Source organism: Streptomyces sp. NPDC060031 (assembly GCF_042736805.1).
GTDB lineage: Bacteria > Actinomycetota > Actinomycetes > Streptomycetales > Streptomycetaceae > Streptomyces.
In genome coordinates, this window is record NZ_JBHWVM010000009.1 from 32,149 (window position 1) to 56,272 (window position 24,124).

At 72.5% G+C, this 24,124-nt stretch carries 24 protein-coding genes and 1 riboswitch; of the genes, 13 read left to right on the forward strand and 11 right to left on the reverse strand.

Going from position 1 to position 24,124, the window contains the following annotated elements:
- Positions 1-11: 11 nt before the first annotated feature.
- Positions 12-2,099, reverse strand: coding sequence for a YhgE/Pip family protein (locus ACFWB8_RS05780; RefSeq protein WP_385223012.1), 2,088 nt, complete (start codon positions 2,097-2,099; stop codon positions 12-14).
- Positions 2,071-2,919, reverse strand: coding sequence for an ATP-binding cassette domain-containing protein (locus ACFWB8_RS05785; protein WP_385223015.1), 849 nt, complete (start codon positions 2,917-2,919; stop codon positions 2,071-2,073). The genes ACFWB8_RS05780 and ACFWB8_RS05785 overlap by 29 nt, the downstream gene beginning before the upstream one ends.
- Before the next feature lie 226 nt (positions 2,920-3,145).
- Between ACFWB8_RS05785 and ACFWB8_RS05790 the strand changes: the two genes are divergently transcribed.
- The 5 genes from ACFWB8_RS05790 (at position 3,146) to ACFWB8_RS05810 (ending at position 7,319) form a co-directional block, all read left to right on the forward strand.
- Complete coding sequence (locus ACFWB8_RS05790; RefSeq protein ID WP_385223018.1) at positions 3,146-3,655, forward strand: SAV_6107 family HEPN domain-containing protein; 510 nt, start codon at positions 3,146-3,148, stop codon at positions 3,653-3,655.
- A gap of 73 nt (positions 3,656-3,728) precedes the next feature.
- Positions 3,729-4,487 (forward strand): class I SAM-dependent methyltransferase, encoded by a 759-nt coding sequence (locus tag ACFWB8_RS05795; protein ID WP_385223021.1) that lies wholly within the window; start codon positions 3,729-3,731, stop codon positions 4,485-4,487.
- 260 nt (positions 4,488-4,747) lie between these two features.
- Positions 4,748-5,149 carry a DUF3040 domain-containing protein gene (locus tag ACFWB8_RS05800; protein ID WP_215015059.1) on the forward strand — a complete coding sequence of 134 codons (402 nt, stop codon included), beginning with the start codon at positions 4,748-4,750 and terminating at the stop codon, positions 5,147-5,149.
- Between the two features lie 77 nt (positions 5,150-5,226).
- A complete protein-coding gene (locus ACFWB8_RS05805; protein WP_385223024.1) occupies positions 5,227-5,862 on the forward strand; it encodes a DUF4126 domain-containing protein in 636 nt (211 codons plus the stop codon).
- 32 nt (positions 5,863-5,894) lie between these two features.
- The gene (locus tag ACFWB8_RS05810; protein ID WP_385223027.1) at positions 5,895-7,319 is read left to right on the forward strand and encodes a phytoene desaturase family protein; all 1,425 of its coding nucleotides are present in this window, start codon (positions 5,895-5,897) and stop codon (positions 7,317-7,319) included.
- On the opposite strand, the gene ACFWB8_RS05815 is transcribed toward ACFWB8_RS05810, so the two are convergent.
- From ACFWB8_RS05815 to ACFWB8_RS05835, 5 genes are all read right to left on the reverse strand, one after another.
- On the reverse strand, positions 7,313-8,251 hold the full coding sequence (locus ACFWB8_RS05815; RefSeq protein WP_385223030.1) for a hypothetical protein: 939 nt from the start codon (positions 8,249-8,251) through the stop codon (positions 7,313-7,315). The genes ACFWB8_RS05810 and ACFWB8_RS05815 overlap by 7 nt on opposite strands.
- A gap of 51 nt (positions 8,252-8,302) precedes the next feature.
- Positions 8,303-9,217 (reverse strand): methylenetetrahydrofolate reductase [NAD(P)H], encoded by a 915-nt coding sequence (gene metF, locus ACFWB8_RS05820; RefSeq protein WP_385223033.1) that lies wholly within the window; start codon positions 9,215-9,217, stop codon positions 8,303-8,305.
- A 69-nt stretch (positions 9,218-9,286) separates the two neighbouring features.
- Positions 9,287-9,937: a thiamine phosphate synthase gene (gene thiE / locus ACFWB8_RS05825; protein ID WP_385223036.1), complete on the reverse strand. Its 651-nt coding sequence runs from the start codon at positions 9,935-9,937 to the stop codon at positions 9,287-9,289.
- Between the two features lie 116 nt (positions 9,938-10,053).
- Entirely contained in the window at positions 10,054-10,419 is a 366-nt protein-coding gene (locus tag ACFWB8_RS05830) for an Rv2175c family DNA-binding protein (RefSeq protein WP_385223039.1), read from the reverse strand.
- 114 nt (positions 10,420-10,533) lie between these two features.
- On the reverse strand, positions 10,534-11,754 hold the full coding sequence (locus ACFWB8_RS05835) for an NAD(P)/FAD-dependent oxidoreductase (RefSeq protein WP_385223042.1): 1,221 nt from the start codon (positions 11,752-11,754) through the stop codon (positions 10,534-10,536).
- Between the two features lie 79 nt (positions 11,755-11,833).
- Positions 11,834-11,946, forward strand: a riboswitch (TPP riboswitch).
- On the opposite strand from ACFWB8_RS05835, the gene thiO reads away from it, so the two are divergent.
- The 6 genes from thiO (at position 11,944) to ACFWB8_RS05865 (ending at position 17,704) form a co-directional block, all read left to right on the forward strand.
- Positions 11,944-13,125: a glycine oxidase ThiO gene (thiO, locus tag ACFWB8_RS05840; RefSeq protein ID WP_385223045.1), complete on the forward strand. Its 1,182-nt coding sequence runs from the start codon at positions 11,944-11,946 to the stop codon at positions 13,123-13,125. Its footprint overlaps the riboswitch before it by 3 nt.
- Positions 13,122-13,334, forward strand: coding sequence for a sulfur carrier protein ThiS (gene thiS, locus ACFWB8_RS05845; protein ID WP_385223049.1), 213 nt, complete (start codon positions 13,122-13,124; stop codon positions 13,332-13,334). Before thiO ends, thiS begins: the two co-directional genes overlap by 4 nt.
- A 5-nt stretch (positions 13,335-13,339) precedes the next feature.
- Positions 13,340-14,134 (forward strand): thiazole synthase, encoded by a 795-nt coding sequence (locus ACFWB8_RS05850; RefSeq protein ID WP_385223052.1) that lies wholly within the window; start codon positions 13,340-13,342, stop codon positions 14,132-14,134.
- A gap of 216 nt (positions 14,135-14,350) precedes the next feature.
- A complete protein-coding gene (gene pknB / locus ACFWB8_RS05855) occupies positions 14,351-16,267 on the forward strand; it encodes a Stk1 family PASTA domain-containing Ser/Thr kinase (protein WP_385223055.1) in 1,917 nt (638 codons plus the stop codon).
- An 8-nt stretch (positions 16,268-16,275) separates the two neighbouring features.
- Entirely contained in the window at positions 16,276-17,139 is an 864-nt protein-coding gene (locus tag ACFWB8_RS05860; RefSeq protein WP_385223198.1) for a deoxyribonuclease IV, read from the forward strand.
- Between the two features lie 76 nt (positions 17,140-17,215).
- A complete protein-coding gene (locus ACFWB8_RS05865) occupies positions 17,216-17,704 on the forward strand; it encodes a DUF4396 domain-containing protein (RefSeq protein WP_385223058.1) in 489 nt (162 codons plus the stop codon).
- A 19-nt stretch (positions 17,705-17,723) separates the two neighbouring features.
- On the opposite strand, the gene ACFWB8_RS05870 is transcribed toward ACFWB8_RS05865, so the two are convergent.
- Entirely contained in the window at positions 17,724-18,356 is a 633-nt protein-coding gene (locus ACFWB8_RS05870; protein ID WP_385223061.1) for a sulfite oxidase-like oxidoreductase, read from the reverse strand.
- A 173-nt stretch (positions 18,357-18,529) separates the two neighbouring features.
- On the opposite strand from ACFWB8_RS05870, the gene bfr reads away from it, so the two are divergent.
- On the forward strand, positions 18,530-19,006 hold the full coding sequence (bfr, locus tag ACFWB8_RS05875; RefSeq protein ID WP_112446344.1) for a bacterioferritin: 477 nt from the start codon (positions 18,530-18,532) through the stop codon (positions 19,004-19,006).
- Positions 19,007-19,020: 14 nt separating this feature from the next.
- Here bfr and ACFWB8_RS05880 read toward each other — a convergent pair whose 3' ends face one another.
- Positions 19,021-19,320, reverse strand: coding sequence for a bacterioferritin-associated ferredoxin (locus ACFWB8_RS05880; RefSeq protein WP_385223065.1), 300 nt, complete (start codon positions 19,318-19,320; stop codon positions 19,021-19,023).
- A 127-nt stretch (positions 19,321-19,447) separates the two neighbouring features.
- Positions 19,448-20,812 carry a class II 3-deoxy-7-phosphoheptulonate synthase gene (locus tag ACFWB8_RS05885; RefSeq protein WP_385223068.1) on the reverse strand — a complete coding sequence of 455 codons (1,365 nt, stop codon included), beginning with the start codon at positions 20,810-20,812 and terminating at the stop codon, positions 19,448-19,450.
- 329 nt (positions 20,813-21,141) lie between these two features.
- Between ACFWB8_RS05885 and ACFWB8_RS05890 the strand changes: the two genes are divergently transcribed.
- Positions 21,142-23,028 carry an anthranilate synthase family protein gene (locus tag ACFWB8_RS05890; RefSeq protein ID WP_385223071.1) on the forward strand — a complete coding sequence of 629 codons (1,887 nt, stop codon included), beginning with the start codon at positions 21,142-21,144 and terminating at the stop codon, positions 23,026-23,028.
- A gap of 63 nt (positions 23,029-23,091) precedes the next feature.
- Here the strand turns inward: ACFWB8_RS05890 and ACFWB8_RS05895 are convergent, their stop codons facing one another.
- Positions 23,092-24,090: a 2-hydroxyacid dehydrogenase gene (locus tag ACFWB8_RS05895; protein ID WP_385223200.1), complete on the reverse strand. Its 999-nt coding sequence runs from the start codon at positions 24,088-24,090 to the stop codon at positions 23,092-23,094.
- Between the last annotated feature and the right edge of the window lie 34 nt (positions 24,091-24,124).

Consider the following 24,124-nt stretch of genomic DNA (forward strand, 5'->3'; position numbering starts at 1 on the left):
TCAACAGGTCCTTACAGGCTCAGTTCCGGGTGCAGCCGGTCCATCGTCCACACCTGCTTGCCGCGGGCGGCGAGCGCGGTGAGCGCCAGGGCGCCCACCGTGAAGGCCGTCAGGACGGCGCAGCCCTGCCAGACCGGGGTGAGGTCGCCGCCGGTGATGAGGCGGCGCAGGCTCTCCACGATGTACGACATCGGCAGGTACGGGTGGATGGCGTTGAAGAAGCCGGGGCTGGTCTCTACGGGGTACGTGCCGCCCGCCGAGGTCAGCTGGAGCATCAGGACGGCCAGGACCAGGATCCGCCCGGCCGCGCCGAACTTGGCGTTGAGCCACTGGACGATGGCCGCGAAGCAGCCGGTGACCAGCATCAGGAAGCCGATGGTGAGGGCCGGGCGGGCCATCTCCAGGCCGAGGCCCCAGTGCAGTACGGACATCAGCGCGCCCACCTGGAGGATGCCGAGGCCCGCCACGGGAAGCCAGCCGGCGAAGGCGATCCGCCAGGGCGAGGCGCCCGCGGCCAGGGCCCGCCGGTTCAGCGGGGCGATCAGCATGTAGGCGACCATCGCGCCGACCCACAGGGAGAGCGGGATGAAGTACGGGGCGAAGCCGGTGCCGTAGTTGGGCGCCTTGTGCAGGGACTGGTTGGCGAGCTGGACCGGGTCGGCCATGACCTGGGTGCGGGCCTCGCGCTGCTGCTGGTCGTAGTCGGGGATCTTGCCGACGCCGTCGTGCAGGCCGTCGGCGAGGTCGCGGTTGCCGTCGACGAGCTTGTACATGCCGCCGTCGAGGCGGTGCGCGCCGTCGCCGAGCTTGCCGACGCCGTCGCCGAGGGCGGCGGAGCCGGAGGAGGCGGAGCCGATCCCGGCGTGCAGCTGGACCATGCCGGTGGCGACCTTGTGGGCACCGGTGTTGAGGGCGTTGGCCTGGGTGACGGCCGATTCGAGGTCGCCGGAGAGGCCGGGTGCCATGGCGGCGAGCTTGCGGGCGTCCTTCTCCAGTTCGGTGAGCTGCTCCTTGAGCCTGGCCAGGTCGCCGCCGGAGTCCTTGACCAGGGCCTCGACGTCACCGGAGAGCTCGGCGGCCTCGGCGGTGGCGTCCTTGATCTTCTTCAGGTCGGGGCAGGTCGCGGGCAGCGGCTTGGTGGCGGGGGTGACGCAGGTGCGGGTGTGGACGTCGGCGGCCAGGGCCGCGGCCTGCTTGCTGACCCGGGCGGCGGCCGGGGCCTTCTTGGCGAAGGTGTCGAGGTGGTTGTTGACGACCTTGGCGGTGTCGGCGACCAGCTCGGCGCTGTCGGCGATTTGCCTGGGGTTGTCGACGAGGGGCTTGGCCTTGGCGGCGGCGCGGTTGACCACGTCGGCGACGATCTGGGTGCCGTTGGCGACGCCCCTCGTCCCGCTCTCCAGCTGTCCGGCGGCCGAGTTGAGCTTCTTGAGCCCGCCGGTGAGCTCGCCGTTCTTCTCCTCGGCCGTGTCGAGGCCGTCGGCGAGGGCCTCGGCGCCCTGCTGGGCCTCGCCGGCGCCGTCCTTGAGCTTGTCGGCGCCGTCGGCGGCCTCGGCGGTCTTGTCGTGCAGGTCGGAGAAGGAGACGAAGATCTTGTCGAGGAAGCCGCGGGAGGCGTTGGTGGACGCCGCCGAGCGGACCTCGGAGAAGACGGTGCGCGAGATCGAGCCGACGATGTAGTTGTTCGCGTCGTTGGTGCGGACCTGGAGGGCTCCGGTGGCGGGGTCCGCGCCGGAGCTGGAGGCGATCTTCGCGCTGAAGTCGGCGGGCATGGTGAGGGACAGGTAGTACGTGCCGTCCTCCAGCCCCTTCGCCGCCTCCTCGGCGCTCACCTCGCGCCAGTCGAAGGTCTTGCTGGCGTGGAGCTTGCGGGTGATCTCATCGCCGGCGTCGATCTTCTTGCCGTCCACGGTGGCGCCCTGGTCGGAGTTGACGAGGGCGACGGGGACCTTGTCGAGGCGGCTGTACGGGTCCCAGAAGGACCACAGGTACAGCGCTCCGTAGAGCAGCGGCAGCAGGAGCAGCGCGACGAGAGCGGCCCGGGGCAGCTTCCCCCGCCCGAACCGCTTCAGCTCAAGCGCGGCCAGCTTCGGCGAGCGCATCGTCCGCCCCCTTCGTGTCTTCGTCAGTGGTGGTGTCGTCGGCTTCGTTCTTCTCGCCCGCGTCCGCGTCCGCTGCGGCTTCCGCTCCCGCTCCCGCTCCCGCTTCGGCTTCGGCTTCGGCGTCCGCGGGAGCCGTCCGCAGGACCGTCACGTCCTCGGGGGCCTCGCTGCACACCGCGAGGACGGTGGTCCCGGCGGCGGCGATGGAGCGGAGCAGGGCCCAGGCCTCGGCGCGCTCGGCGTCCGACAGCTTGAGATCGAGGTCGTCGACGGCCAGCAGCCGGGGCGACCCCAGCAGGGCGATGGCCACCGACAGCCGTACGGATTCCAGGCGCTCCAGGTCCCGTACGGAGGTGCGCGGGCCCTTGGGCAGGGTGGCCAGGTCCAGTCCGGCGGCGGCCAGCGCGGCGTCGATCCGGGCCTCGCCGGCGGCGCGGCGCTCGGTGCGCCGGCCCAGCAGGGCGCGGAACGGGCCGTCGTAGCGGCGCTGGAGCAGCGCGCCCTCGCGCAGCTGCTCGGCGACGGTGAGGGCCTGGTCGAGGTCGTTGACCCCGGGGACCGGACCGAGTGCGCTGATGCGACGTGCCGCGGCCATCTTCTTCGGCAGCGGGTGGCGGCCGATCTCGGCGCGGCCCTCGGTGGGCTTCATCCGCCCGGTGAGGGCGAGGAGGAGGCAGGTCCGGCCGCTGCCGGAGGGGCCTTCGACCGCGATGATCGAGCCGGGCGCCGCGTCGATCCCGACGCCCCGGAAGACCCAGCCGCGCGGGCCCTTGAGTCCGAAGTCCGCGGCTTTGACGGACGCGCCGTGCGGGCTGTCCACGCCATCCCCCTTCTTTTTGAACTGACCGGTCAGTTCAAAAACTAGCACCTTCAGAGACATCCGGCGCGCGCAGGGGGGAAGTTGTCTCAAATGCGCAGGTCAGCGCGATTGTCAGTGGGTCCCGTCACGATGAATGCACGGACCGGCACAGCGCCGGGCCGCACGGACACCGCACCGCCACCGCACCACGCAGGAGCGCCTCGCGCGCATCGACAGGAGGTTCGTCATGGCCACACCGTCCCCGTCCCCTGTCCACCCCGTCCCGCGGAAGTCGGCGGCCCCTCCGGCCGCCCTCGACCTGCTCGCCAAGGCCCGCAGCGGCCTGGCCGAAGCCGCCCGGCTGACCCGGCCCAACGAGCAGTACGCCACCGCCCATCTCGCCGCCCTGCGCACCGCCGCGGCCGTACTCGCCGCGCGCGGGCGCCCCGAGCCGGTGAGCCCGCGGCGGCGGCCCCGGATCCGCAGCGCGTGGGAGGTGCTCCCGGAGATAGCGCCCGAACTGGCCGAGTGGAGCGCGCTCTTCGCCTCCGGCGCGGCCCGCCGGGCCCGGGCCGAGGCGGGCATAGCGGATGCGGCGACCGCGCGGGACGCGGACGATCTGGTGCGGGCCGTTTCGATGTTCCTGCGCCTGGTGGAGCGGATGCTGGAACTCCACCCGCCCGCCGCTCAGGGTCTGCCGCAGACCCTGCCGCAGGTCCCGCCACAGTCGCGCCCGGAGCACCCGGACGCGGGATGAGCTGCCCGGCGGCCCGAGGCAATAGGGTGGGGCGAAGACCGCTTTCCCGTACCGCGCCGAGGAGCCAACAGTCGTGTCGGACACTTCCCGCCCCCGTGCCTCCCTTCGCACCGCCGTGGTGTGGGAGGTCCTCAAGGAGGCGCTCGACCGCCGGGTGAAGGCGACCGGGCGGGATGTGCTGGACGTGCTCGACACCGGCGGCGGCACCGGCAACTTCGCCGTGCCGGTGGCCCGCCTGGGCCACCGGGTCACCGTGGTCGACCCCAGCCCGAACGCGCTGTTCGGGCTGGAGCGCCGGGTCTCCGAGGCCGGTGTGGCCGACCTGGTGCGCGGCGTACAGGGCGATGCCCAGGGCCTGCTCGATGTCGTCGAGCGCGAGTCGTACGACGTGGTGCTCTGCCACGGCGTGCTGGAGTACGTGGACGAACCGGCCGAGGGCGTGGCCAACGCGGTGGCAGCCCTGCGCCCCGGCGGCATCCTCAGCCTGCTGGGCGCCGGGCTCGGCGGGGCCGTGCTGGCGCGCGCGCTGGCCGGGCACTTCGTCGAGGCCCGTACGGCGCTCACCGACCCGGCGGGCCGCTGGGGCTCCGGCGACCCGGTGCCCCGCCGCTTCACCGCCGAACAGCTCGGCGAGCTGGTCGGCGGAGCGGGCCTGGCGGTCGGCGCGGTGCACGGCGTGCGGATCTTCGCCGACCTGGTCCCCGGGGGCCTGGTGGACACCGAGCCGGGCGCGGTCGAGGCCCTGCTCCGCCTGGAGGAGGCCGCCGCCGAGCTGCCCGCTTTCCACGCGGTCGCCACTCAGCTGCACGTCCTGGGCGAGAAGCCCGCCTGATCTGCGGAGCTTCCCGGCACGGGGTGGGCCACTCCCCCTCCGAACCGCCGCCCGGCCCCGTATGATCGGGAGCAGTGACCGGCATGCCGGACGGATCATTGGGGAATAACGCCCCAGCGACCGCTCGCACGGCGGTACGGTTTCGCGCAGCGATTGATGAAAGTGGCGTAGAGGGCGGGTATCACGGGGGCGATTCCCCGCCTATCCTGAAGGGGACCCCTGGTCGCTACCCCCGCGACCGACGGATGAGGAGGACTCCCGTGCCGCTCTCGGAGCACGAGCAGCGCATGCTCGAGCAGATGGAGCGAGCGCTGTACGCCGAAGATCCCAAGTTCGCGACAGCGCTTGAGGGAAGCGGACTGCGTACGTACACCCGGCGACGGGTCTACCAGGCAGTCGCGGGCATTGTGGTGGGTATCGCGCTCCTCATGACCGGTGTGATCGTGCCGAACGTGCTCTGGATCAGCGTGGTGGGTTTCCTCGTCATGCTGGGCTGCACCGTTCTCGTGGTCACCGGTTGGCGCAAGGCACCCAAGCCCGGTGAGCAGCCCGCCTCCGGCAGTGCAGGCGGTTCGGCCCACGGCCAGAACCGGCAGCGTCGGTCGATGATGACCCGCATCGAGGAGCGGTGGCAGCGCCGCCGCGACGAACAGGGGCAGTAGACCCCGCTCGGATACACAGGTGAGGGGATGACCGCCGGATGGCGGTCATCCCCTCACTTTTCCGTCATGATGAGCCGGTGAGTGTGCTCCCCCTGGTCTTCACCAGCGGCTGGGCCAGCGGGATCAACGCCTATGCCGTGGTCCTGCTGCTCGGCATCTTCGGCGCGACCGGTGTGACCGACGAGGTCCCGGCATCCCTGCAACGCACCGACGTGCTGATCGTCGCGGGCGTGCTGTTCCTCTGCGAGGCGGTGGCCGACAAGATCCCGTACGTGGACTCGCTCTGGGACGGCGTCCACACCGTGATCCGCCCGGTGGCCGGCGCGGTGATCGGCGCACTGCTGGCCGGGCAGAGCGGCTCGCTCTCCGACATCGCCGCCGGCGCCGTCGGCGGCTCCACCGCCCTGGCCAGCCATTTCGTCAAGGCCGGCACCCGGATGGCGATCAACACCTCGCCCGAGCCCTTCACCAACATCGCGATGAGCACCGCCGAGGACCTCGGGGTGGCCGGGATCGTCACCTTCGCGATATTCAACCCGCAGGCCGCCGCGATCATCGCTGCCGTGCTGCTGGCCATCGGCCTGGCGCTGCTGATCTACCTGTGGAGCAGGATCCGCCGCTTCCTGCGCCGGCGTGCCCAGCGCCGCGAGGAGAAACGGCTGTCCTCCGAGGCGCGGGCGGCCGCCGACGCCGCCGGGGCACCGCCCCGCTGAGCTGCCCGTCAGCTCTCGATAGGCTCAGCCGCATGGCACGAATTGCGGTGATCGGCGCCGGCATGGGCGCGATGGCGACGGCGGCCCGGCTGGCCGTGGCGGGGCACCGGGTGACGGTGTACGAGCGCGGGACGACGTACGGGGGCGCGGTCGGCCGCTTCGAGCGCGACGGCTTCGCCTTCGACACCGGTCCCGGACTGCTGCACCTGCCCGCCGTCTACCGCGACCTGTTCGTCAAGACCGGCAAGCGGCCCCTGGAGGACTGCGCCGAGCTGGTCCAGGTGGACCCGGCCGTCCGGCACGTCCTCGCCGACGGCCGCGAGGTCACCCTCCCCAACGCCTCGCGCGGCGCCGCCGCCGCCGTCCTCGACCAGGCCTTCGGACCCGGCGCCGGGGAGCGGTGGAGCGGGGTGCTGGGCCGCGCCCGGGACGCCTGGGACGCCACCCGCCGCCCCCTGCTGGAGGAGCCGCTGCGGCCCGACTGGCAGGTTCTGGGCCGCGACCCGTACCCCGCGGTGCGCAGGAGCGGTCTGCTGCGCAGGCGGCCGCCCACGCTGGCCGAGGTGGCCGGGCGCGAGCTGGGCGGTGACGGCCTCGGAGAGCTGCTGACCGGCCGCGTCCGCGCGTACGGGGTCGATCCGGCGACCGCGCCGGCCGCGGCGGCCGTGCTCCCGTACATGGAGCAGACCTTCGGCAGCTGGTACGTGCGCGGCGGGCTGCGGGCGCTGGCCACCGCCGTGTACGAGCGGTGCCTGGAGCGGAAGGTCGCCTTCGTCTTCGGCGCGGACGGGGACGTACGGGAGGTCCTCGCGCGCGGCGGCCGGGCGGCCGGGCTGCGGCTGGCCGACGGCACCGAGGCGGAGGCCGACTTCGTGGTCTGCGGCGTGGACCCCAGGCAGCTGGGGGTGGAGTCGGCGCCCGGCGGCGTCCCGGCCCGCGGGGCCGACACGGCGAGCCGGGTCACCCTGTTCCTCGCCCTGCGCGGCGCCCGCCCCGCGGACGCCGTACACCGGACGCTGGTGCACTCCCCCGGGCCGCTGGTCACCGTACTGCGCCCCGACGACCCGGCGACCAGGCCCGACGCGGACCACGAGGCGGTCACCGTGAGCGCCGTCTGCGCCCCCGGGCGGGTGGCCGGCGGCCCCGGGGCCGGGGAGCTGCTGGACCTCGCCGAGCGGGCCGTACCGGGGCTGCGGGAGCGGCTGCTGTGGCACGAGGTGCGCACCCCCGCCGACGTCGAGGCGGCCACGGGCGCGCTCGGCGGTGCGGTCCCCCCGCCGGCCCTCGCGGGGGCCGACGGCCGCGGCCTCTACCCCTCCAACTCCACGGCCCTGCCCGGGCTGTACCTCGCGGGCGGCTGGGCGCACCCCGGCGGCGGGCTGGCGCACGCCGGGATGACGGGGGCCCTGGTGTCCGGGCTGATCGTGGAGGGCGCGGAGTTCCGCGGCTCTCAGTAGCGGTACTGCTCGTACTCGCCGGTGTACGGGTACCCCTGCTGCGGCTGCCGGCCAGGCTCCTGCTCGGGGTAGGGCCGGCCGTACTCGTCGGTGGACCGCTGCTGCGGGACCCAGACCCCGCCGGGCGGGGTGTCCATGGAGTACTGCTGTTGCTGCGCGGCCGCGTACGGGTCGGGGGTGTACTCGGCGTAGGGGGCGTAGTCGTACGGCTGCTGCGGGGCGACGCCGCCGCCGGTGCCGATGTACGGGTCCGAGTAGGCGGCGTAGACCTGCTGTTCGCCGCCCGTCTGGTAGCCGGAGTCGTAGTCGTACCCGCCGGAGCCGCCCTGCCCCTGGGGGTCGTAGTACGCGGCGTACTGGTGGGAGTCCTGCTCGGCCGTGGTGAACGGCGAGGCGAAGGCCGCCGTGTCGGCGGCGGGCGCGAAGCTCTGGATCCCGTACGACCCGGTGTCCTCGGGCAGTGGCTGCGGGCTGTAGAACTCCCCGGCCCCGGCGGACGGGGCGTCCGAGGGGTTCGGGGCGTCCGAGACGTCGGAGGCCTGCTGCTCGGCCGCGGATCCGTCCTGGTCCGTGTCCTCGGGCCCGTACTCGAGCGCGGTGACCCGCAGCGCGGGCTGGGGGCGCGGACCGCCCGCCGCCCGGCGGCGCCGGGTCGGCGGCTGCACTACGGGCACACCGCCGCGGCGCAGCGCCCAGCCGGCCTCGAAGCCCTTGCGGAAGGAGAGCGTCACCAGGATCTGGCCCACGGCGAACGCGGCCGCGCCGGCCGCGATGACGAGCACGGACGGCAGCACCACGCCCGCGACCACGCCGAGGAAGCCGGCGAAGGCGAGCAGGCGCCAGCGCAGCCGGGCCTTGTACTGCATCAGGACCTCGGCAAGCAGCCACAACGCGACGAACCCGAACGCGGTGTAGAGGACCGTCATTCCCATGCATGGCCCCTCTCGGTACGGCTGACCGCCCAGGAAACGGGGGCCGGCCGATCAGGCCCGCTGGTGCAGACCCAGATTCTCGTAGATCTCGAGAGTCGCCGTGGAATTGTTCAGCGTGATGAAGTGCAGTCCCGGGACACCCTCGGACAGCAGCCGCGCGCAGAACTCCGTGGCGAACTCGATGCCAATGGAGCGTACAGCGGCCGGATCGTCCTTGACGGCGAGCATGCGTTCTTTCACATCTGCGGGGAAGACCGCGTTACTGAGTTGCGGCAGCCGGTCGAGCTGCTTGATCGCCACAACAGGCATGACCTCGGGGATGATCGGGGTTTCGCAGCCCGCCTTTTCGACGCCGTCGCGCAGCCGCAGATAATTCTGCGGATCGAAGAACATCTGGGTGATCGCATAGTCGGCGCCCGCACGGCACTTGTCCACGAAGTGCCGGATGTCCGTGTCCCAGTCGTCGGAGCGCGGGTGCATCTCGGGGAAGGCCGCGACGCCGACGCAGAAGTCACCCGACTCCTTGACCAGACGGACCAGGTCGGCGGCGTAGTGGACACCCTCGGGGTGCGCCACCCACGCGCCCATCGGGTCGCCCGGCGGGTCTCCGCGCACGACGAGCATGTTCCGGATGCCGGCGTCGGCGAACTGGCCGATCACATTGCGCAGCTCGGCGACCGAGTGGTCCACGGCGGTGAGGTGCGCGACCGGGGTCAGGGTGGTGTCGGAGGCGATCTGCTCGGTCGCCCGGACGGTGCCGCCGCGGGTGGAGCCGCCGGCTCCGTACGTGACGGAGACGAAGCTCGGGGATACCGCCTCGACCCGGCGCAGCGCGTTCCAGAGGTTGCGCTCGCCCTTCTCCGTCTTCGGGGCCCAGAACTCGAAGGAGTAGGAGCGCCCGGACGCGAGGAGGTCGCGGACCGTGTGTGCGCGATCCGACCAGGTGGAGGAGGTACCAAGGGCCATACGGGCAGGTTAGACGCGGCCCGGCGGACACCGAAGCCCGGTCCATCCCTTGGACACGTTTTTGGACACTCAGCCGCTTGCGCGGGCGCGGACCCGCTTGGCGAGGTCGGCCGCGGCCGCGCCCGGGTCTGAGGCCTCGGTGAGGGCGCGGACGACGACGACACGGGTGGCGCCGGCGTCGAGGACCTCGTCCAGATTCGTACCGTCGATCCCGCCGATGGCGAACCAGGGCCGGTCCTGCGCCAGCGAGGCGGCGTACCGGACGAGGCCGAGGCCGGGGGCGTGCCGTCCGGGCTTGGTGGGGGTCGGCCAGCAGGGGCCGGTGCAGAAGTAGTCCACCCCCGGCTCGGCGACGGCGGCATCGACCTCGGACTCCGCGTGGCAGGACCGGCCGATCAGCACGCCCGGGCCGAGGACGGCGCGGGCGGCGGGGACGGGGATGTCGCCCTGGCCGAGGTGCAGTACGTCGGAGTCGATGGCGTGCGCGACGTCGGCGCGGTCGTTGACCGCGAGCAGCCTGCCGTGCCGGCGGGCCGCGTCCGCGAAGACCTGGAGGTGCTCCAGCTCCTCGCCGGCCTCCATGCCCTTGTCCCGGAGCTGGACGATGTCCACGCCGCCGGCGAGGACCGCGTCGAGGAACTCGGGGAGGTCGCCCTGCCGCTTGCGGGCGTCCGTGCACAGATAGAGCCGGGCGTCGGACAGCTGGGCGTTCGCGGACATGGGTACCCCCGGGTGGTAAGCGGTGCAAGCAGTGCGCGGTGTACGGGGGGACGGCGCGGCCGCCCCGCCCGTACACCGCGGTTGGATCGTGTCTCAGCTCGGAGCGCTCGGAGCGCTCAGAGGGCGAGCGCCTGAGCGCGGCGCTTCACCTCCGTGCCGCGATTCTCGCTCAGCGCCTGGGCGGGGGTGCCGGGCAGGGTCGGGTCCGCGGTGAACATCCACTCCAGGATCTCCGCGTCGGAGAAGCCGTCGTCGCGGAGCACGGTCAGCAGGCCGACCAGGCCCTTGACGACCTTGTCGCCGTCGATGAAGGGAGCGGGTACCTGCAGGGAGCGGTTCTCGCCGCGGCGCACGGCGAGCAGCTGACCTTCCTTGACCATCTGGCGGACCCGGGTCACTTCGATGTCGAGCATCTCCGCGATGTCGGGGAGGTAGAGCCAGGCGGGGACAAGGGCGTCGATCTTTGCGTCAATCTCGGTCACGGGCACAAGCCTGCCATCTCGGACTCGCCCCCGGTACCCGAGCCGCCCCGTCCGGGTTCCCCCGGCTCTGTCCCGGCCCTCTCGCGGCCCCCCCTCGCGGCTCCTTCCGGGTGACTACGCGGTCGCCGCCTTGAGGGGGACGGCGGGGTCGGCGACCTTGGCCGGGTCGACCGGGGTCGCCGATCCGATCAGCTTGCGGCCCTGGGCCAGGTCGCGCGGGCGGCCCACCGCCAGCACCGCCACCAGCGCGCCGTCCCGTACCCAGCACACCGACCAGGTCGGCTCCGCCGGATCGCCGCGCCACAGCATCGCGTCGGCCCCGCCGTGGTGGCCGGCGTACTGCACGAACCGCCCGAACTGCTCCGACCAGAAGTACGGCACCGGGTCGTAGACCCGTACGGGCTCCCCGGCCAGGATGTTCGCCGCGACGACCCGGGGGCCCTGCAGCGCGTTGTCCCAGTGGTGCACGAGCAGCCGGGCCCCGTACCGCCCCGACGGGAAGGACGCGCAGTCGCCGACCGCGTACACCCCGGGCAGGGAGGTCCCGAGGTGGGCGTCCGCCGTCACCGAGCCGTCCGCGCCCCGCTCGATCCCCGTCCCCGCCAGCCAGGCCGTCGCCGGCCGGGCGCCGATGCCCACGACCACCGCGCCGGCCGCCAGCTCCCGGCCGTCCGCGAGCAGCACCCGGCCGGACTCCACCGAGGCCACCTTCGCGCCGGTGACCAGTTCGGCCCCGGCCTGCGCGTACCAGTGCGCCATCGGGGCCGCGACCTCGGCCGGCAGCGCTCCCGCGAGGACCCGGTCGGCCGCCTCCACCACGGTCACGGCGCAGCCCGCCTCGCACGCGGCCGTGGCGAACTCGGCGCCGATCCAGCCCGCCCCGACGACGACGATCGCCGGCGCCGAGGCCAGTACGGGCCCCAGCCGCGCCGCGTCGTCCAGGGTGCGCAGCAGGTGCACCCCGGGGACGCCCTCCGAGCCGGGCAGGGTCACCGGTTCGGCGCCCGTCGCCAGCACGAGCACCCCGTACGGGACGGGGCCCGCCTCGGTGTCGAGCAGGCGCTCGGCGGCCCGCAGCCCGGTGACCGTCGTCCCCAGCCGCAGCTCGATGCCGAGCGCCTCGAAGTCGATGTCGAACGCCGAGTCCTCGGCCTTGCCGAGCAGCACCGCCTTGGAGAGCGGGGGGCGGTCGTAGGGCTGGTGGGGCTCGGCGCCCAGCAGGGTGACGGGTCCGGTGAAGCCCTGTTCGCGCAGGGCAACCGCCGTCTGCACCCCCGCCATTCCGGCGCCCACTATGACGACGCCGCTGTCAGTCTCTTCCGTCTGGTCGCTCACGCCGCCCACATTAGGGGGTGTCGGGTGAGACGCGGAGGCAGGCTTACCCGGCCGTCGGCGGCGGGGTTAGTCTGGCCACCGTACCTATCGCGGGAGTCCGGGCGCACCGGGCTGAGAGGGAGGCTGGCCGGCCTCCGACCGTACGAACCTGATCCGGGTCATGCCGGCGAAGGGAGGGGCTGGACGCCCATGCACTCATCTCGTAGAAGTCCGGGAGCGGGATACGACGTCCTCGTCATCGGGGGCGGGATCATCGGCCTGGTCACGGCCTGGCGGGCGGCCCGTGCGGGTCTGCGCACCGCGCTCGCCGATCCGGCGCCCGGCGGCGGCGCCGCCCAGGTCGCGGCGGGCATGCTCGCCGCCGTGACCGAGCTCCACTACGGCGAGGAGACCCTGCTCGGGCTGAACCTCGCCTCGGCCGCCCGCTATCCGCAGTTCGCCGCCGAGCTCGCCGACGCGAGCGGCGGGCTGGACATCGGCTACCGGGCCTGCGGCACCCTCGCCGTGGCGCTCGACGCGGACGACCGCCTCCACCTGCGCGAGCTGCACGCCCTGCAGCGTCGCTGCGGCCTGGAGTCACAGTGGCTGACCGGGCGCGAGTGCCGCCGCCTGGAGCCGATGCTGGCCCCCGGTGTCCGCGGCGGACTGCGCGTGGACGGGGACCACCAGGTGGACCCCCGCCGGCTGGCGGCGGCGCTGCTGGCCGCCTGTGAGCGGGCCGGCGTGAGCATCCACCGGGCGGCCGCGGAGCGGCTGCTCGTCACCGCCGACCGGGCCCGGGGGGCGCGGCTGGACGACGGTACGGAGCTGCTCGCCGACCAGGTGGTGCTGGCCGCGGGGTCGCTCAGCGGCCGGCTGGCGGGCGTACCGCCGCAGGTGGTGGCTCCCGTACGGCCGGTCAAGGGCCAGGTGCTGCGCCTGACCGTGCCGGCCGCCTGCGCGCCGTTCCTGTCGCGGACCGTACGGGCCGTCGTGCGGGGCAGCCACGTCTACCTGGTCCCGCGCGAGAACGGCGAGCTGGTCATCGGCGCCACCAGCGAGGAGCTCGGCTGGGACACCACCGTCACCGCCGGCGGGGTCTACGAGCTCCTGCGCGACGCCCACGAGCTGGTGCCCGGCATCACCGAACTCCCGCTCACCGAAACCCGGGCGGGGCTGCGGCCGGGCTCGCCCGACAACGCGCCGCTGCTCGGCCCGACCGAACTGCCGGGCCTGCACCTGGCCACCGGGCACTACCGCAACGGGGTGCTGCTGACCCCGCTCACCGGGGACGTCATGGCGGAGCTGCTGACCACCGGCGAACTCCCGGAGATCGCACGCCCCTTCACCCCGCGCCGTTTCGCCCTCACGCCTCAGGAGTCCTGCGCATGACCGTCTCCGTCTCCGTCTCGGTCAACGGCGAGGCGCGCGAGGTCGCCGCCGGGACCACCCTCGACACGGTGGTCGCCGCGCTGACCACCGCCCCGGCCGGGGTCGCGGCCGCGCTCAACGAGACCGTGGTGCCGCGCGGGCAGTGGCCCGCCACGCCGGTGGGCGACGGCGACCGGGTCGAGATCCTCACCGCGGTCCAGGGGGGTTGAGCGGCATGGCTGACGACGCTTTCCTGCTGGGCGGCCGCACCTTCTCCTCCCGCCTGATCATGGGTACGGGCGGGGCCCCGAGCCTGGACGTGCTGGAGCGGGCGCTGATCGCGTCCGGTACGGAGCTGACGACGGTGGCCATGCGCCGCCTGGACCCCACGGTCCAGGGATCCGTCCTCTCCGTCCTCGCGAAGCTGGACATCGCGGTCCTGCCGAACACCGCGGGCTGCTTCACGGCGGGCGAGGCCGTGCTGACGGCTCGGCTGGCGCGGGAGGCGCTGGGTACGGACTGGGTCAAACTGGAAGTCGTCGCGGACGAGCGGACGCTCCTGCCGGACGGGGTCGAGCTGCTGGACGCGGCGGAGGTCCTGGTCGACGAGGGCTTCACGGTGCTGCCGTACACGAACGACGACCCGGTCCTCGCACGCAAGCTGGAGGACGTGGGCTGCGCGGCGATCATGCCGCTCGGGTCCCCCATCGGCTCGGGAATGGGGATCCGCAATCCGCACAACTTCGAGCTGATCGTGGAGCGGGCCGGTGTTCCGGTGATCCTGGACGCCGGGGCCGGGACGGCGTCGGACGCCGCCCTCGCGATGGAGCTGGGGTGTGCGGGCGTCATGCTGGCCTCGGCCGTCACCCGGGCCCAGGTCCCCGCGCTGATGGCGGCGGCCATGCGGGACGCCGTCTCGGCGGGGCGGCTGGCGCACCGCGCGGGCCGCATCCCGCAACGGCGCTTCGCGGCCGCCTCCTCCCCGGCGGAGGGCCGCGCCACCCTCGACCCGGAACGCCCGGCTTTCTGACCCGGCGGCGGCGCGGGCATCAGCCACATCAGGCCCCGCCTTGCAATTGAGGCGCGGGTCCGGGCGGAGCCCGCGGCGCAGCCCGCTGCGCAGCCCGCGGCGCAGCCCGCGGCGCAGCCCGCTGCGGGGCCCGCCGTGGGGCCCGGACGTCACAGCTGGGCTCCAAGCCGCACCGCCCGGACCGAGCCGGCGCGACGCGCTCGTAGAATCGGCCGGGTGGATACGACCCTGGATGACCCCATCGTCGGGCGCGTGCTCGACGGCCGCTACCGCATCGACGCCCGCATCGCGGCCGGCGGCATGGCCACGGTCTACCGGGCCGTCGACACCCGCCTGGACCGCGTCCTCGCCCTGAAGGTCATGCATCCGGCCCTCGCCGCCGACGCCGCCTTCGTCGACCGGTTCATCCGCGAGGCCAAGTCCGTCGCGCGCCTCGCCCACCCCAACGTCGTGGCCGTCTTCGACCAGGGCACGGACGGCCCGTACACGTACCTCGCCATGGAGTACGTCTCCGGCTGCACCCTGCGCGACGTGCTCCGCGAGCGCGGCGCGCTCCAGCCGCGCGCCGCGCTCGACATCCTCGAACCCGTCCTCGCCGCGCTCGGCGCCGCGCACCGGGCCGGGTTCGTGCACCGGGACATGAAGCCCGAGAACGTCCTGATCGGCGACGACGGCCGCGTCAAGGTGGCCGACTTCGGGCTGGTCCGGTCCGTGGACTCCGTCACCCACACCACCGGCTCCGTCCTCGGCACCGTCTCCTACCTCGCCCCCGAGCAGATCGAGAACGGCGTCACCGACACCCGCGTGGACGTCTACGCCTGCGGTGTCGTGCTGTACGAGATGCTGACGGGCACCAAGCCGCACACCGGCGGCTCCCCCGCCCAGGTGCTCTTCCAGCACCTCAACGAGGACGTCCCGCCCCCGTCGGCCGCCGTCCCCGGGCTGCCCGTCGCCCTCGATCAGCTCGTCGCGACCGCGACCGCACGCAAGCCCGAGCTGCGCCCGTACGACGCCGCCGCCCTCCTCGGCCTGGCCATCGACGCCCGCGCGCAGCTCAGCGACGCCGAGCTGGACGCCGTACCGCCGCAGGCGCGGGCCGAGGAGCGGACGGCCACCGAGGACCGCACCAGTGTGATCCCCCGCACGGTGGCGGACCGGCACCAGCCCGTGCACCACACGTCCCGGCTGGCGATGCCGCCGGCCCAGGACCGGCCGCAGGCCCCGGCCTCGCGGCGGCAGCGCCGCCCCCGCCGCGGCACGCTGCTCGTCATCGCGGGCGTCCTGCTCGCCCTCGGTCTCGGCACGGGCGTCTGGTACATCAGTGCCGGTCAGTTCACCAAGGTCCCCAACCTGCTCGGCAAGACCGAGGAGCAGGCCAAGGCCCAGCTGTCCGCCTCGGGCCTGGGCGTCAAGCGGGTCGACCGGAAGTTCAGCGACGCCTTCGACCGCGGGACGGTGATGAACACCGATCCCCCGGGCGGCAGGCGCATCCGCGGCAACGGTGCGGTGGTGCTCACCATCTCCCGCGGTCCCCAGGTCATCTCGGTGCCCGATCTCAAGGGCAAGCCGCTGGAGGCGGCCAAGGCCGAGCTGACGGCGGCCGGGCTGGCCCCCGGGATTGTCACGCAGGCCTTCAGCCAGGACGTCGCCCAGGGCTCGGTGATCGGCTCCGACCCGGCGGGCGGCCAGAAGCGCGCCCCCGACACCGCGGTCTCGCTCGTGGTCAGCAAGGGCCGGCCGGTGCCGGTCCCGAACGTGACCGGCAGGCCCGTGGACCAGGCCCGCGCGGCCCTGGAGGGTCTCGGCCTGAAGGTGGCCACGGCCCCCGAGCAGGTCAATTCCCCCTCCCCGGCGGGTACGGTCGCGGGCCAGTCGGTCGGCTCCGGTACCCAGGCCGCCGCCGGTGACACGGTGACGCTCACCGTGTCCAAGGGCCCGCGCCAGCTGCCGGTGCCGGACGTGACCGGCCAGGACGTGGACACGGCCCGCAAGGCACTGGAGGCGGCGGGCTTCAAGGTGAAGGTGGACCGGCCCTTCCTCTCCTTCAGCAACACCGTGGACTCCCAGTCGGTACCGGGCGGCCAGAACGCCCCCGAGGGCGGCACCATCGTCATCAGGACCAAGGGGCTGTAAGCGCAGTGATACGCAATCCAGTGGGCGGGCACGTCCCCGTCGCGGGCGGCCTCGCCTCGGTCGGGCTGACGTACGCCCGCGAGATGGGCGCCGAGGCCGTGCAGGTCTTCGTCGCCAATCCGCGCGGCTGGGCCACCCCGGTCGGCAATCCGGCGCAGGACGAGCTGTTCCGCGAGCAGTGCGCGGCCGGGTCGGTGCCGGCGTACGTGCACGCCCCGTACCTGATCAACTTCGCCTCGCACACCGAGGCGACGGTGGAGAAGTCGGTGGAGTCGCTGCGGCACTCGCTGCGCCGGGGCCGGGAGATCGGGGCGCGCGGGGTGGTCGTGCACACCGGCTCGGCGACCGGCGGCCGACCGCGCGAGGTGGCGTACGCACAGGTCCGGGAGCACATGCTGCCGCTGCTGGACGAGCTGACGCACGAGGACGACCCGTTCCTGCTGCTGGAGTCCACGGCCGGGCAGGGGTCCTCGCTGTGCTCGCGGACCTGGGACTTCGGCCCCTACTTCGAGGCGCTCGACCACCACCCGAAGCTCGGGATCTGCCTGGACACGTGCCACATCTTCGCGGCGGGGCACGACCTGGCGGAGCCGGGCGGGGCGAAGCAGACGCTGGACCTGCTGGTGGAGACGGTGGGCGAGGGCCGGCTGAAGCTGGTGCACGCGAACGACTCCAAGGAGGGCGTGGGCGCCCACAAGGACCGGCACGCGAACATCGGCCAGGGTCACATCGGGCGGGAGGCCTTCGCCGAGCTGTTCACGCATCCCTCGATGGAGGGCGTCCCGCTGATCATCGAGACACCGGGCGGCAAGGAAGGACACGCGGCGGACGTGGCCCTGCTGAAGGAGCTGCGCGACCTCCGGCGACCCTGAGGAATACCCCAGGGGGGTATATGGTTACGTCAAGTCGACGGAACCGCCCTCCGGCGTTTCCCCTCAGGGGGTAGTCATGGATCACGAACACCACACACACCACGAGCAGCACGGGCACGGCACCGCCGAGGTCAGCTGGGCCACGGCCGCGCGGGCCACCCTGCACTGCCTCACCGGGTGCGCCATCGGCGAGGTGCTCGGCATGATCGTCGGCACCGCGCTGGGCTGGGGGAACCTGCCGACGATGATCCTCGCGATCGTCCTGGCGTTCCTCTTCGGTTACGCCCTCACCCTGCGCGGGATCCTGGCGGCCGGGGTGGACTTCCGTGCGGCCGTCCGGGTGGCGCTGGCGGCGGACACTCTTTCGATCGCCGTCATGGAGCTGATCGACAACGGCGTGATCGCCGCATGGCCGGGCGCGATGGACGCGCACCTCTCGGAGCCGCTGTTCTGGATCGCGCTCGCGGTCTCGCTCGCGCTCGCGTTCGTCGTCACGACCCCGGTCAACAAGTGGATGATCGGCCGCGGCAAGGGCCACGCGGTCGTCCACCGGTACCACCACTGAGATCGGACGAGCCGAGGGCTCAGAGCTCGGGGCCCTCCCCCGGCTCCTCCTGGTACGAGTAGCGCTGCTCGCGCCAGGGGTCGCCGATGTTGTGGTAGCCCCGCTCTTCCCAGAAGCCCCGCCGGTCGGCGGTCATGTACTCGATGCCGCGGACCCACTTGGGGCCCTTCCAGGCGTACAGGTGGGGGACCACGAGCCGCAGCGGGAAACCGTGCTCGGCGGTGAGCAGTTCACCGCCCTGATGGGTGGCGAAGAGGGCCCGCCCGGAAGCGAAGTCGGCCAGCCGCATGTTGGAGCTGAAGCCGTACTCGGCCCAGACCATCACATGGGTGGCCTGCGGGGACGGCGGTGCGAGGTCGAGGATCCTGTGGGTGAGCACACCGCCCCACTCGGCACCCGTCATGCTGAACTTCGTCACGCAGTGCAGGTCCGCCACGACCGAGTCGAACGGCAGGGCCGCGAACTCCTCGTGGTTCCAGCAGTGCTTCTCACCGTCGGCCGTCGCGCCGAAGACCCGGAACTCCCAGCGGTCCGGCTTGAACTTGGGTACGGGCCCGTAGTGGGTGACCGGCCAGCCTCTCTGCAGCCGCTGCCCGGGAGGGAGCTCCAGCTGCTCTGACCCCGGAGATTCCCGGCTTTCCGGCTGACCCATGACTCCATGGTGACAGACGTGCCGGGGTGGTCATGACCAGCTTCGGACCGATTCGGGCAAGTCACGGCAACTCCCACTAAGGAGGCACTTACTGGACTGTCACTGGCGGCGGTGCGAGGATGCGCGCAATCTGCCCCGTCACTAGCTGACACTGCCTGGAAGGAGCCTCTGCGATGCAGGGCGACCCCGAGGTCCTTGAGTTTTTGAACGAGCAGCTGACCGGCGAACTCACGGCGATCAACCAGTACTGGCTCCACTACCGGATCCAGGACAACAAGGGCTGGACCAAGCTCGCCAAGTACACGCGTGAAGAGTCCATTGACGAGATGAAGCACGCGGACAAGATCACCGAGCGCATCCTGATGCTCGACGGTCTGCCGAACTACCAGCGCCTCTTCCACGTGCGCGTCGGCCAGACCCTGACGGAGATGTTCCAGGCGGACCGGCAGGTCGAGGTCGAGGCGATCGACCGCCTCAAGCGGGGCATCGAGGTCATGCGCGGCAAGGGTGACGTCACCTCGGCGCGGCTGTTCGAGGAGATCCTGGAGGACGAGGAGCACCACATCGACTACCTCGACACCCAGCTGGAACTCATCGAGAGCATCGGCGAGGCCCTCTACATCGCGCAGCTCATCGAGCAGCCCAGCTAGCGGGGGCCGACGGGCTAGGCGGCCTCGGCGAGCGCCGGCTCCGGCTCCGCGGCCAGCGGGTCGGCGGCGAGCACGGCCGCCGCATTGCCCTTCTCCAGCAGTTCCCGGCGGGGGCAGGCCCCGCGGCCGAGGAGGCCCTGGATGGTGCGCACGCAGGAGCCGCAGTCGGTTCCGGCCTTGGTGGCCGAGGCGATCTGCCGGGGGGTGCAGGCCCCGGCGGCCGCGTGGTCCTTGACCTGCTTGTCGGTGATCCCGAAGCAAGAGCAGACGTACACGCGGTTCACCTCCCTGAGCGGAATGGTCGTGCGAGCCATCCCCTATTCGGTGAGGCTTACCTAACCGTACCCAAACTTAGGGTTCCCTAAAAGACCCGGATACGACAGTGGGGCGCGGATCACATCGATCCGCGCCCCATCGCCGTATGAACGTACTGACTGATCCCTACTGGTCGCGGTACATCTCGGCGACCAGGAACGCCAGGTCCAGGGACTGGCTGCGGTTGAGCCGCGGGTCGCAGGCCGTCTCGTAGCGCTGGTGCAGGTCGTCGACGAAGATCTCGTCGCCGCCGCCCACGCACTCGGTGACGTCGTCACCGGTGAGCTCGACGTGGATGCCGCCCGGGTGCGTGCCCAGCTCCTTGTGGACCTCGAAGAAGCCCTTGACCTCGTCGAGCACGTCGTCGAAACGACGCGTCTTGTGGCCGGAGGCCGCCTCGAAGGTGTTGCCGTGCATCGGGTCGGTGACCCAGACGACGGTCGCGCCCGAAGCGGTGACCTTCTCGACGAGCTCGGGGAGCTTGTCGCGGACCTTGTCGGCGCCCATGCGGACGACGAAGGTCAGCCGGCCCGGCTCCCGCTCGGGGTCCAGGCGGTCGATGTACGTGAGCGCCTCGTCCACCGTGGTGGTCGGGCCGAGCTTGACGCCGATCGGGTTGGCGATCTGCGCGCAGAACTCGATGTGCGCGTGGTCCAGCTGGCGGGTGCGCTCACCGATCCAGACCATGTGGCCGGAAGTGTCGTACAGCCGGCCGGTACGCGAGTCCGTGCGGGTCAGCGCGCCCTCGTAGTCGAGCAGCAGCGCCTCGTGCGAGGCGTAGAACTCGACGGCCTTGAACTCGGCCGGGTCGGTGCCGCAGGCCTTCATGAAGTTCAGCGCGTTGTCGATCTCGCGGGCCAGCTGCTCGTAGCGCTGTCCGGAGGGCGACGACTTCACGAAGTCCTGGTTCCAGGCGTGCACCTGGCGCAGGTCGGCGTAGCCACCGGTGGTGAAGGCGCGCACCAGGTTCAGCGTCGAGGCCGACGCGTGGTACATGCGCTTCAGCCGCTCGGGGTCCGGGATCCGGGCCTCTTCGGTGAAGGGGAAGCCGTTGACCGAGTCACCGCGGTAGGTCGGCAGGGTGATGCCGTCGCGGGTCTCGGTGTCCTTGGAGCGGGGCTTGGAGTACTGGCCGGCGATGCGGCCGACCTTGACGACGGGCACGGAGGCCGCGTACGTCAGGACGGCGCTCATCTGGAGCAGCGTCTTCAGCTTCGCCCGGATGTGCTCGGCGGACACGGCGTCGAAGGCCTCGGCACAGTCGCCGCCCTGCAGCAGGAACGCCTCGCCCTTGGCGACGGCTCCCAGGCGGGCGCGCAGCTGGTCACACTCGCCCGCGAAGACGAGCGGCGGATACGACTCGAGGTCCGCGACGACAGCGCGCAGAGCCTCGGTATCGGGGTACGAAGGCTGCTGCGCCGCGGGAAGGTCTCGCCAGGTCGCCTTGGCGGCGGGGGCTTGGGTCTCAGCGTTCACGGTCACCCCATACACATTACGGCGTAACAGGGCCCCTCAGACCAGCCGCCCACTACGTGAGACGAAGATCCCTCGAAGGGTGCGGGGCCCCCGGATGAACGGAATCCAAGGTTCAGGGACCGGTATGGGTTCAGTACAGCGTGATGGGGCCGACTTGGACTAGGGTGCGGTGCATGTACTCGCAAGCGAACCTGAACTGGTGGTGGACCGCTCCCGGCGGCCCACCTCTCGCGCGTACACACTGACAGCGACGCGAAGGCCGCCCCGAGGGGCGGCCTTCGGCGTTTGCGCGCCGAGTCCCCGGGCCGTCCCTCCCACCTCCACCGGAAGGACGCCCCACCCCCATGCGACTCAGCCCACTCAGCCGACTGCTCGACGACTCCTGCCCGCCGTTCGCCCTGCTGCGCCGGCGTACCCCGGGCCGGGACCACGACACCGTCGAGCTCCTGATCGGACCGGTGCACGAGGCCGAGCGGCTCGCCGACCTCCCCGTGCGCGAGCTGCCCACCCTCGCCCTCGTTCCCTTCCGGCAGATCCGGGAGCGCGGGTTCGACGTACGCGACGACGGCACGCCGCTGAGCGTCCTGGCCGCCGAGGAGGCCTACGAGATCCCGCTCGCCGAGGTTCTGGCCGCGCTGCCCGCGCACGAGGTACGGGTCGAGGACGGCGGCTTCGACGTCGCCGACGAGGAGTACGCGGCCACCGTCGAGCGCGTCATCGAGGACGAGATCGGCCGGGGCGAGGGCGCGAACTTCGTCATCCGGCGCACCTACGAGGGCCGGATCGACGGCTTCGGCCGGGCCGATGCCCTCGCGCTGTTCCGGCGGCTGCTGGAGGGCGAGCGGGGCGCGTACTGGACGTACGTCGTCCACACCGCGGAGCGCACGCTCGTCGGGGCCAGCCCCGAGGTGCACGTGCGGATGTCCGGCGGCACCGTCGTGATGAACCCCATCAGCGGCACCTACCGCTATCCGGCCGGGGGCCCGACCGCCGAATCGCTCCTCGCCTTCCTCGGCGACCGCAAGGAGACCGAGGAGCTGTCGATGGTGGTCGACGAGGAACTGAAGATGATGTGCACCGTCGGCGACCGCGGCGGGGTCGTCGTCGGGCCGCGCCTGAAGGAGATGGCGCACCTCGCGCACACCGAGTACGAGCTGCGCGGCCGGTCCTCGCTGGACGCGCGGGAAGTGCTGCGCGAGACGATGTTCGCGGCGACGGTGACCGGCTCGCCCGTGCAGAACGCCTGCCGGGTGATCGAGCGGTACGAGTCCGGCGGCCGCGGCTACTACGCGGGCGCGCTGGCGCTGCTGCAGCTGGACTCCTCCGGGGGCCAGACGGTCGACTCGCCGATCCTGATCCGCACCGCCGACATCGCCGCCGACGGGACCCTGCGGGTGCCGGTCGGCGCGACGCTGGTACGCCACTCCGACCCCGCGGGCGAGGTGGCGGAGACCCACGCCAAGGCGGCCGGGGTGCTGGCGGCCCTCGGCGTCCGGCCCGCGGCCCCGCGGCCGGCCTTCGGCGGGGTGCGCCTGGCGGACGACCCCCGGGTCCAGGCGGCCCTCGCGGCGCGCCGGCAGGACCTGGCGCCGTTCTGGCTCCGGATGCAGGAACAGCCGGTTGCGGTGACGGGGCACGCGCTGGTGGTGGACGGCGAGGACACCTTCACGGCGATGCTGGGCCACGTGCTGCGGGTGGCCGGGCTGGACGTGACCGTACGCCGCTACGACGACCCGGGGCTGCGCGCGGCCGCGCTGGCCTGGGACGGCCCGATCGTGCTGGGCCCCGGCCCGGGCAACCCCGCGCAGACGCAGGACCCGAAGATGCGGCTGCTGCGCGGGCTGGCGGCGGAGCTGCTGGCCTCGCACCGGGGCGGGATCCTCGGCGTCTGCCTCGGGCACGAGCTGCTGGCGGCGGAGCTGGGCCTGCCGCTGATCCGCAAGGCGGAGCCGGCGCAGGGGGCGCAGACCCGGATCGACCTGTTCGGGGCGCAGGAGGTCGTCGGGTTCTACAACACCTTCACCGCGCACTGCGACGACGCGGCGGAGGCCCGGCTGGCGCTGTCGGGGGTGGAGATCTCCCGGGACCCGGCGACGGGCGAGGTCCACGCCCTTCGCTCGGCGTCGGGCTTCGCGGGGGTCCAGTTCCACCCGGAGTCGGTCCTCACCCTGCGCGGCACGGACCTGGTCCGCGACCTCCTGACGGGCGTGCGGACCCCCGCCCAGGCCTAGCCGGCCCGCAGCGGGTGTGCGCCCGATCGCCGGCGGGACCGGATCGCCCGCCGGCGATCGACGTCAGGAAGGGGAGGGAACCAGCGTGTTCTGCGAGCGGCGGCCCGCCACGTAGTCGGCGACGTTCTGCACGGTGGTGTCGATGATCTGGCCCACCGCCTCGTGCGTGTAGTACGCCTGGTGCGAGGTGACCACCACGTTCGGGAAGGTGACCAGGCGGGCCAGGGTGTCGTCCTCCACCGCCTCCAGGGACTTGTCCAGGAAGAACAGCCCGGCCTCCGCCTCGTACACGTCCAGGCCGACGCCCGCGAAGCGGCCGGCCCGCAGTTCCGTCACCAGCGCGTCGGTGTCCACCAGGCCGCCCCGGCTGGAGTTCACCAGCAGCGCGTCGTCCTTCATCGCCTTCAGCGCCGCCGAGTCGATGATGTGGTGCGTCGACTCCAGCAGCGGCACGTGCAGGCTGAGCAGGTCCGCCGACGCGAACAGCTCGTCCTTGTCCACGTACTTCATGCCCAGCTCCACGCACGCCGGGTTCTGCGCGACGTCCCATCCCAGCAGGTTCATCCCGAAGCCGTGCGCGATCCGCGTGAACGCCTCGCCGATCTTGCCGGTGCCGAGCACGCCCACCGTGCGGCCGCGCATGTCCCGGCCCATGAGCCCGTTCAGCCGGAAGTCGAAGTCGCGCGTCCGGTTCGAGGCCCGGACGATCCGCCGGTTCACGGCCATGGCCAGGGTCCAGGCGAACTCGGCCACCGAGTAAGGGGAGTAGTACGACACCCGGCTGACCGTCATGCCCAGCTGCCGGGCGACGTCCAGGTCGATGTTGTTGAAGCCGGTGGAGCGCTGGGCGATCATCCGCGTCCCGCCCGCCGCCAGCGTCCGCACCACCCGGCCGTTCAGGTCGGCGTTCACGCTGGACGAGACGATCTCGTACCCGGCGGCGATGGGCGCGGTGTCCTCGCTCAGGAAGACGTCGAGGCAGCGGACCTCGTGCTGCCCCTCGAAGGCGCGCTCCAGGAGCGGCTTCTCGTCGGCCGTCACGCCGAATGCCAGGATCTGCACGCTCTGCTCCCGTACGTCGGACCATGGGTCGTTT

Coding starts and splice junctions, on each gene's coding strand:
- ACFWB8_RS05865 (WP_385223058.1), top strand. CDS start 17,216: ATGGATCACGAACACCACACACACCACGAGCAGCACGGGCACGGCACC.
- ACFWB8_RS05850 (WP_385223052.1), top strand. CDS start 13,340: ATGGCTGACGACGCTTTCCTGCTGGGCGGCCGCACCTTCTCCTCCCGC.
- ACFWB8_RS05870 (WP_385223061.1), bottom strand. CDS start 18,356: ATGGGTCAGCCGGAAAGCCGGGAATCTCCGGGGTCAGAGCAGCTGGAG.
- bfr (WP_112446344.1), top strand. CDS start 18,530: ATGCAGGGCGACCCCGAGGTCCTTGAGTTTTTGAACGAGCAGCTGACC.
- ACFWB8_RS05890 (WP_385223071.1), top strand. CDS start 21,142: ATGCGACTCAGCCCACTCAGCCGACTGCTCGACGACTCCTGCCCGCCG.
- thiO (WP_385223045.1), top strand. CDS start 11,944: ATGCACTCATCTCGTAGAAGTCCGGGAGCGGGATACGACGTCCTCGTC.
- ACFWB8_RS05880 (WP_385223065.1), bottom strand. CDS start 19,320: ATGGCTCGCACGACCATTCCGCTCAGGGAGGTGAACCGCGTGTACGTC.
- thiE (WP_385223036.1), bottom strand. CDS start 9,937: ATGTCCGCGAACGCCCAGCTGTCCGACGCCCGGCTCTATCTGTGCACG.
- ACFWB8_RS05810 (WP_385223027.1), top strand. CDS start 5,895: ATGGCACGAATTGCGGTGATCGGCGCCGGCATGGGCGCGATGGCGACG.
- ACFWB8_RS05790 (WP_385223018.1), top strand. CDS start 3,146: ATGGCCACACCGTCCCCGTCCCCTGTCCACCCCGTCCCGCGGAAGTCG.
- ACFWB8_RS05780 (WP_385223012.1), bottom strand. CDS start 2,099: ATGCGCTCGCCGAAGCTGGCCGCGCTTGAGCTGAAGCGGTTCGGGCGG.
- ACFWB8_RS05815 (WP_385223030.1), bottom strand. CDS start 8,251: ATGGGAATGACGGTCCTCTACACCGCGTTCGGGTTCGTCGCGTTGTGG.
- metF (WP_385223033.1), bottom strand. CDS start 9,217: ATGGCCCTTGGTACCTCCTCCACCTGGTCGGATCGCGCACACACGGTC.
- thiS (WP_385223049.1), top strand. CDS start 13,122: ATGACCGTCTCCGTCTCCGTCTCGGTCAACGGCGAGGCGCGCGAGGTC.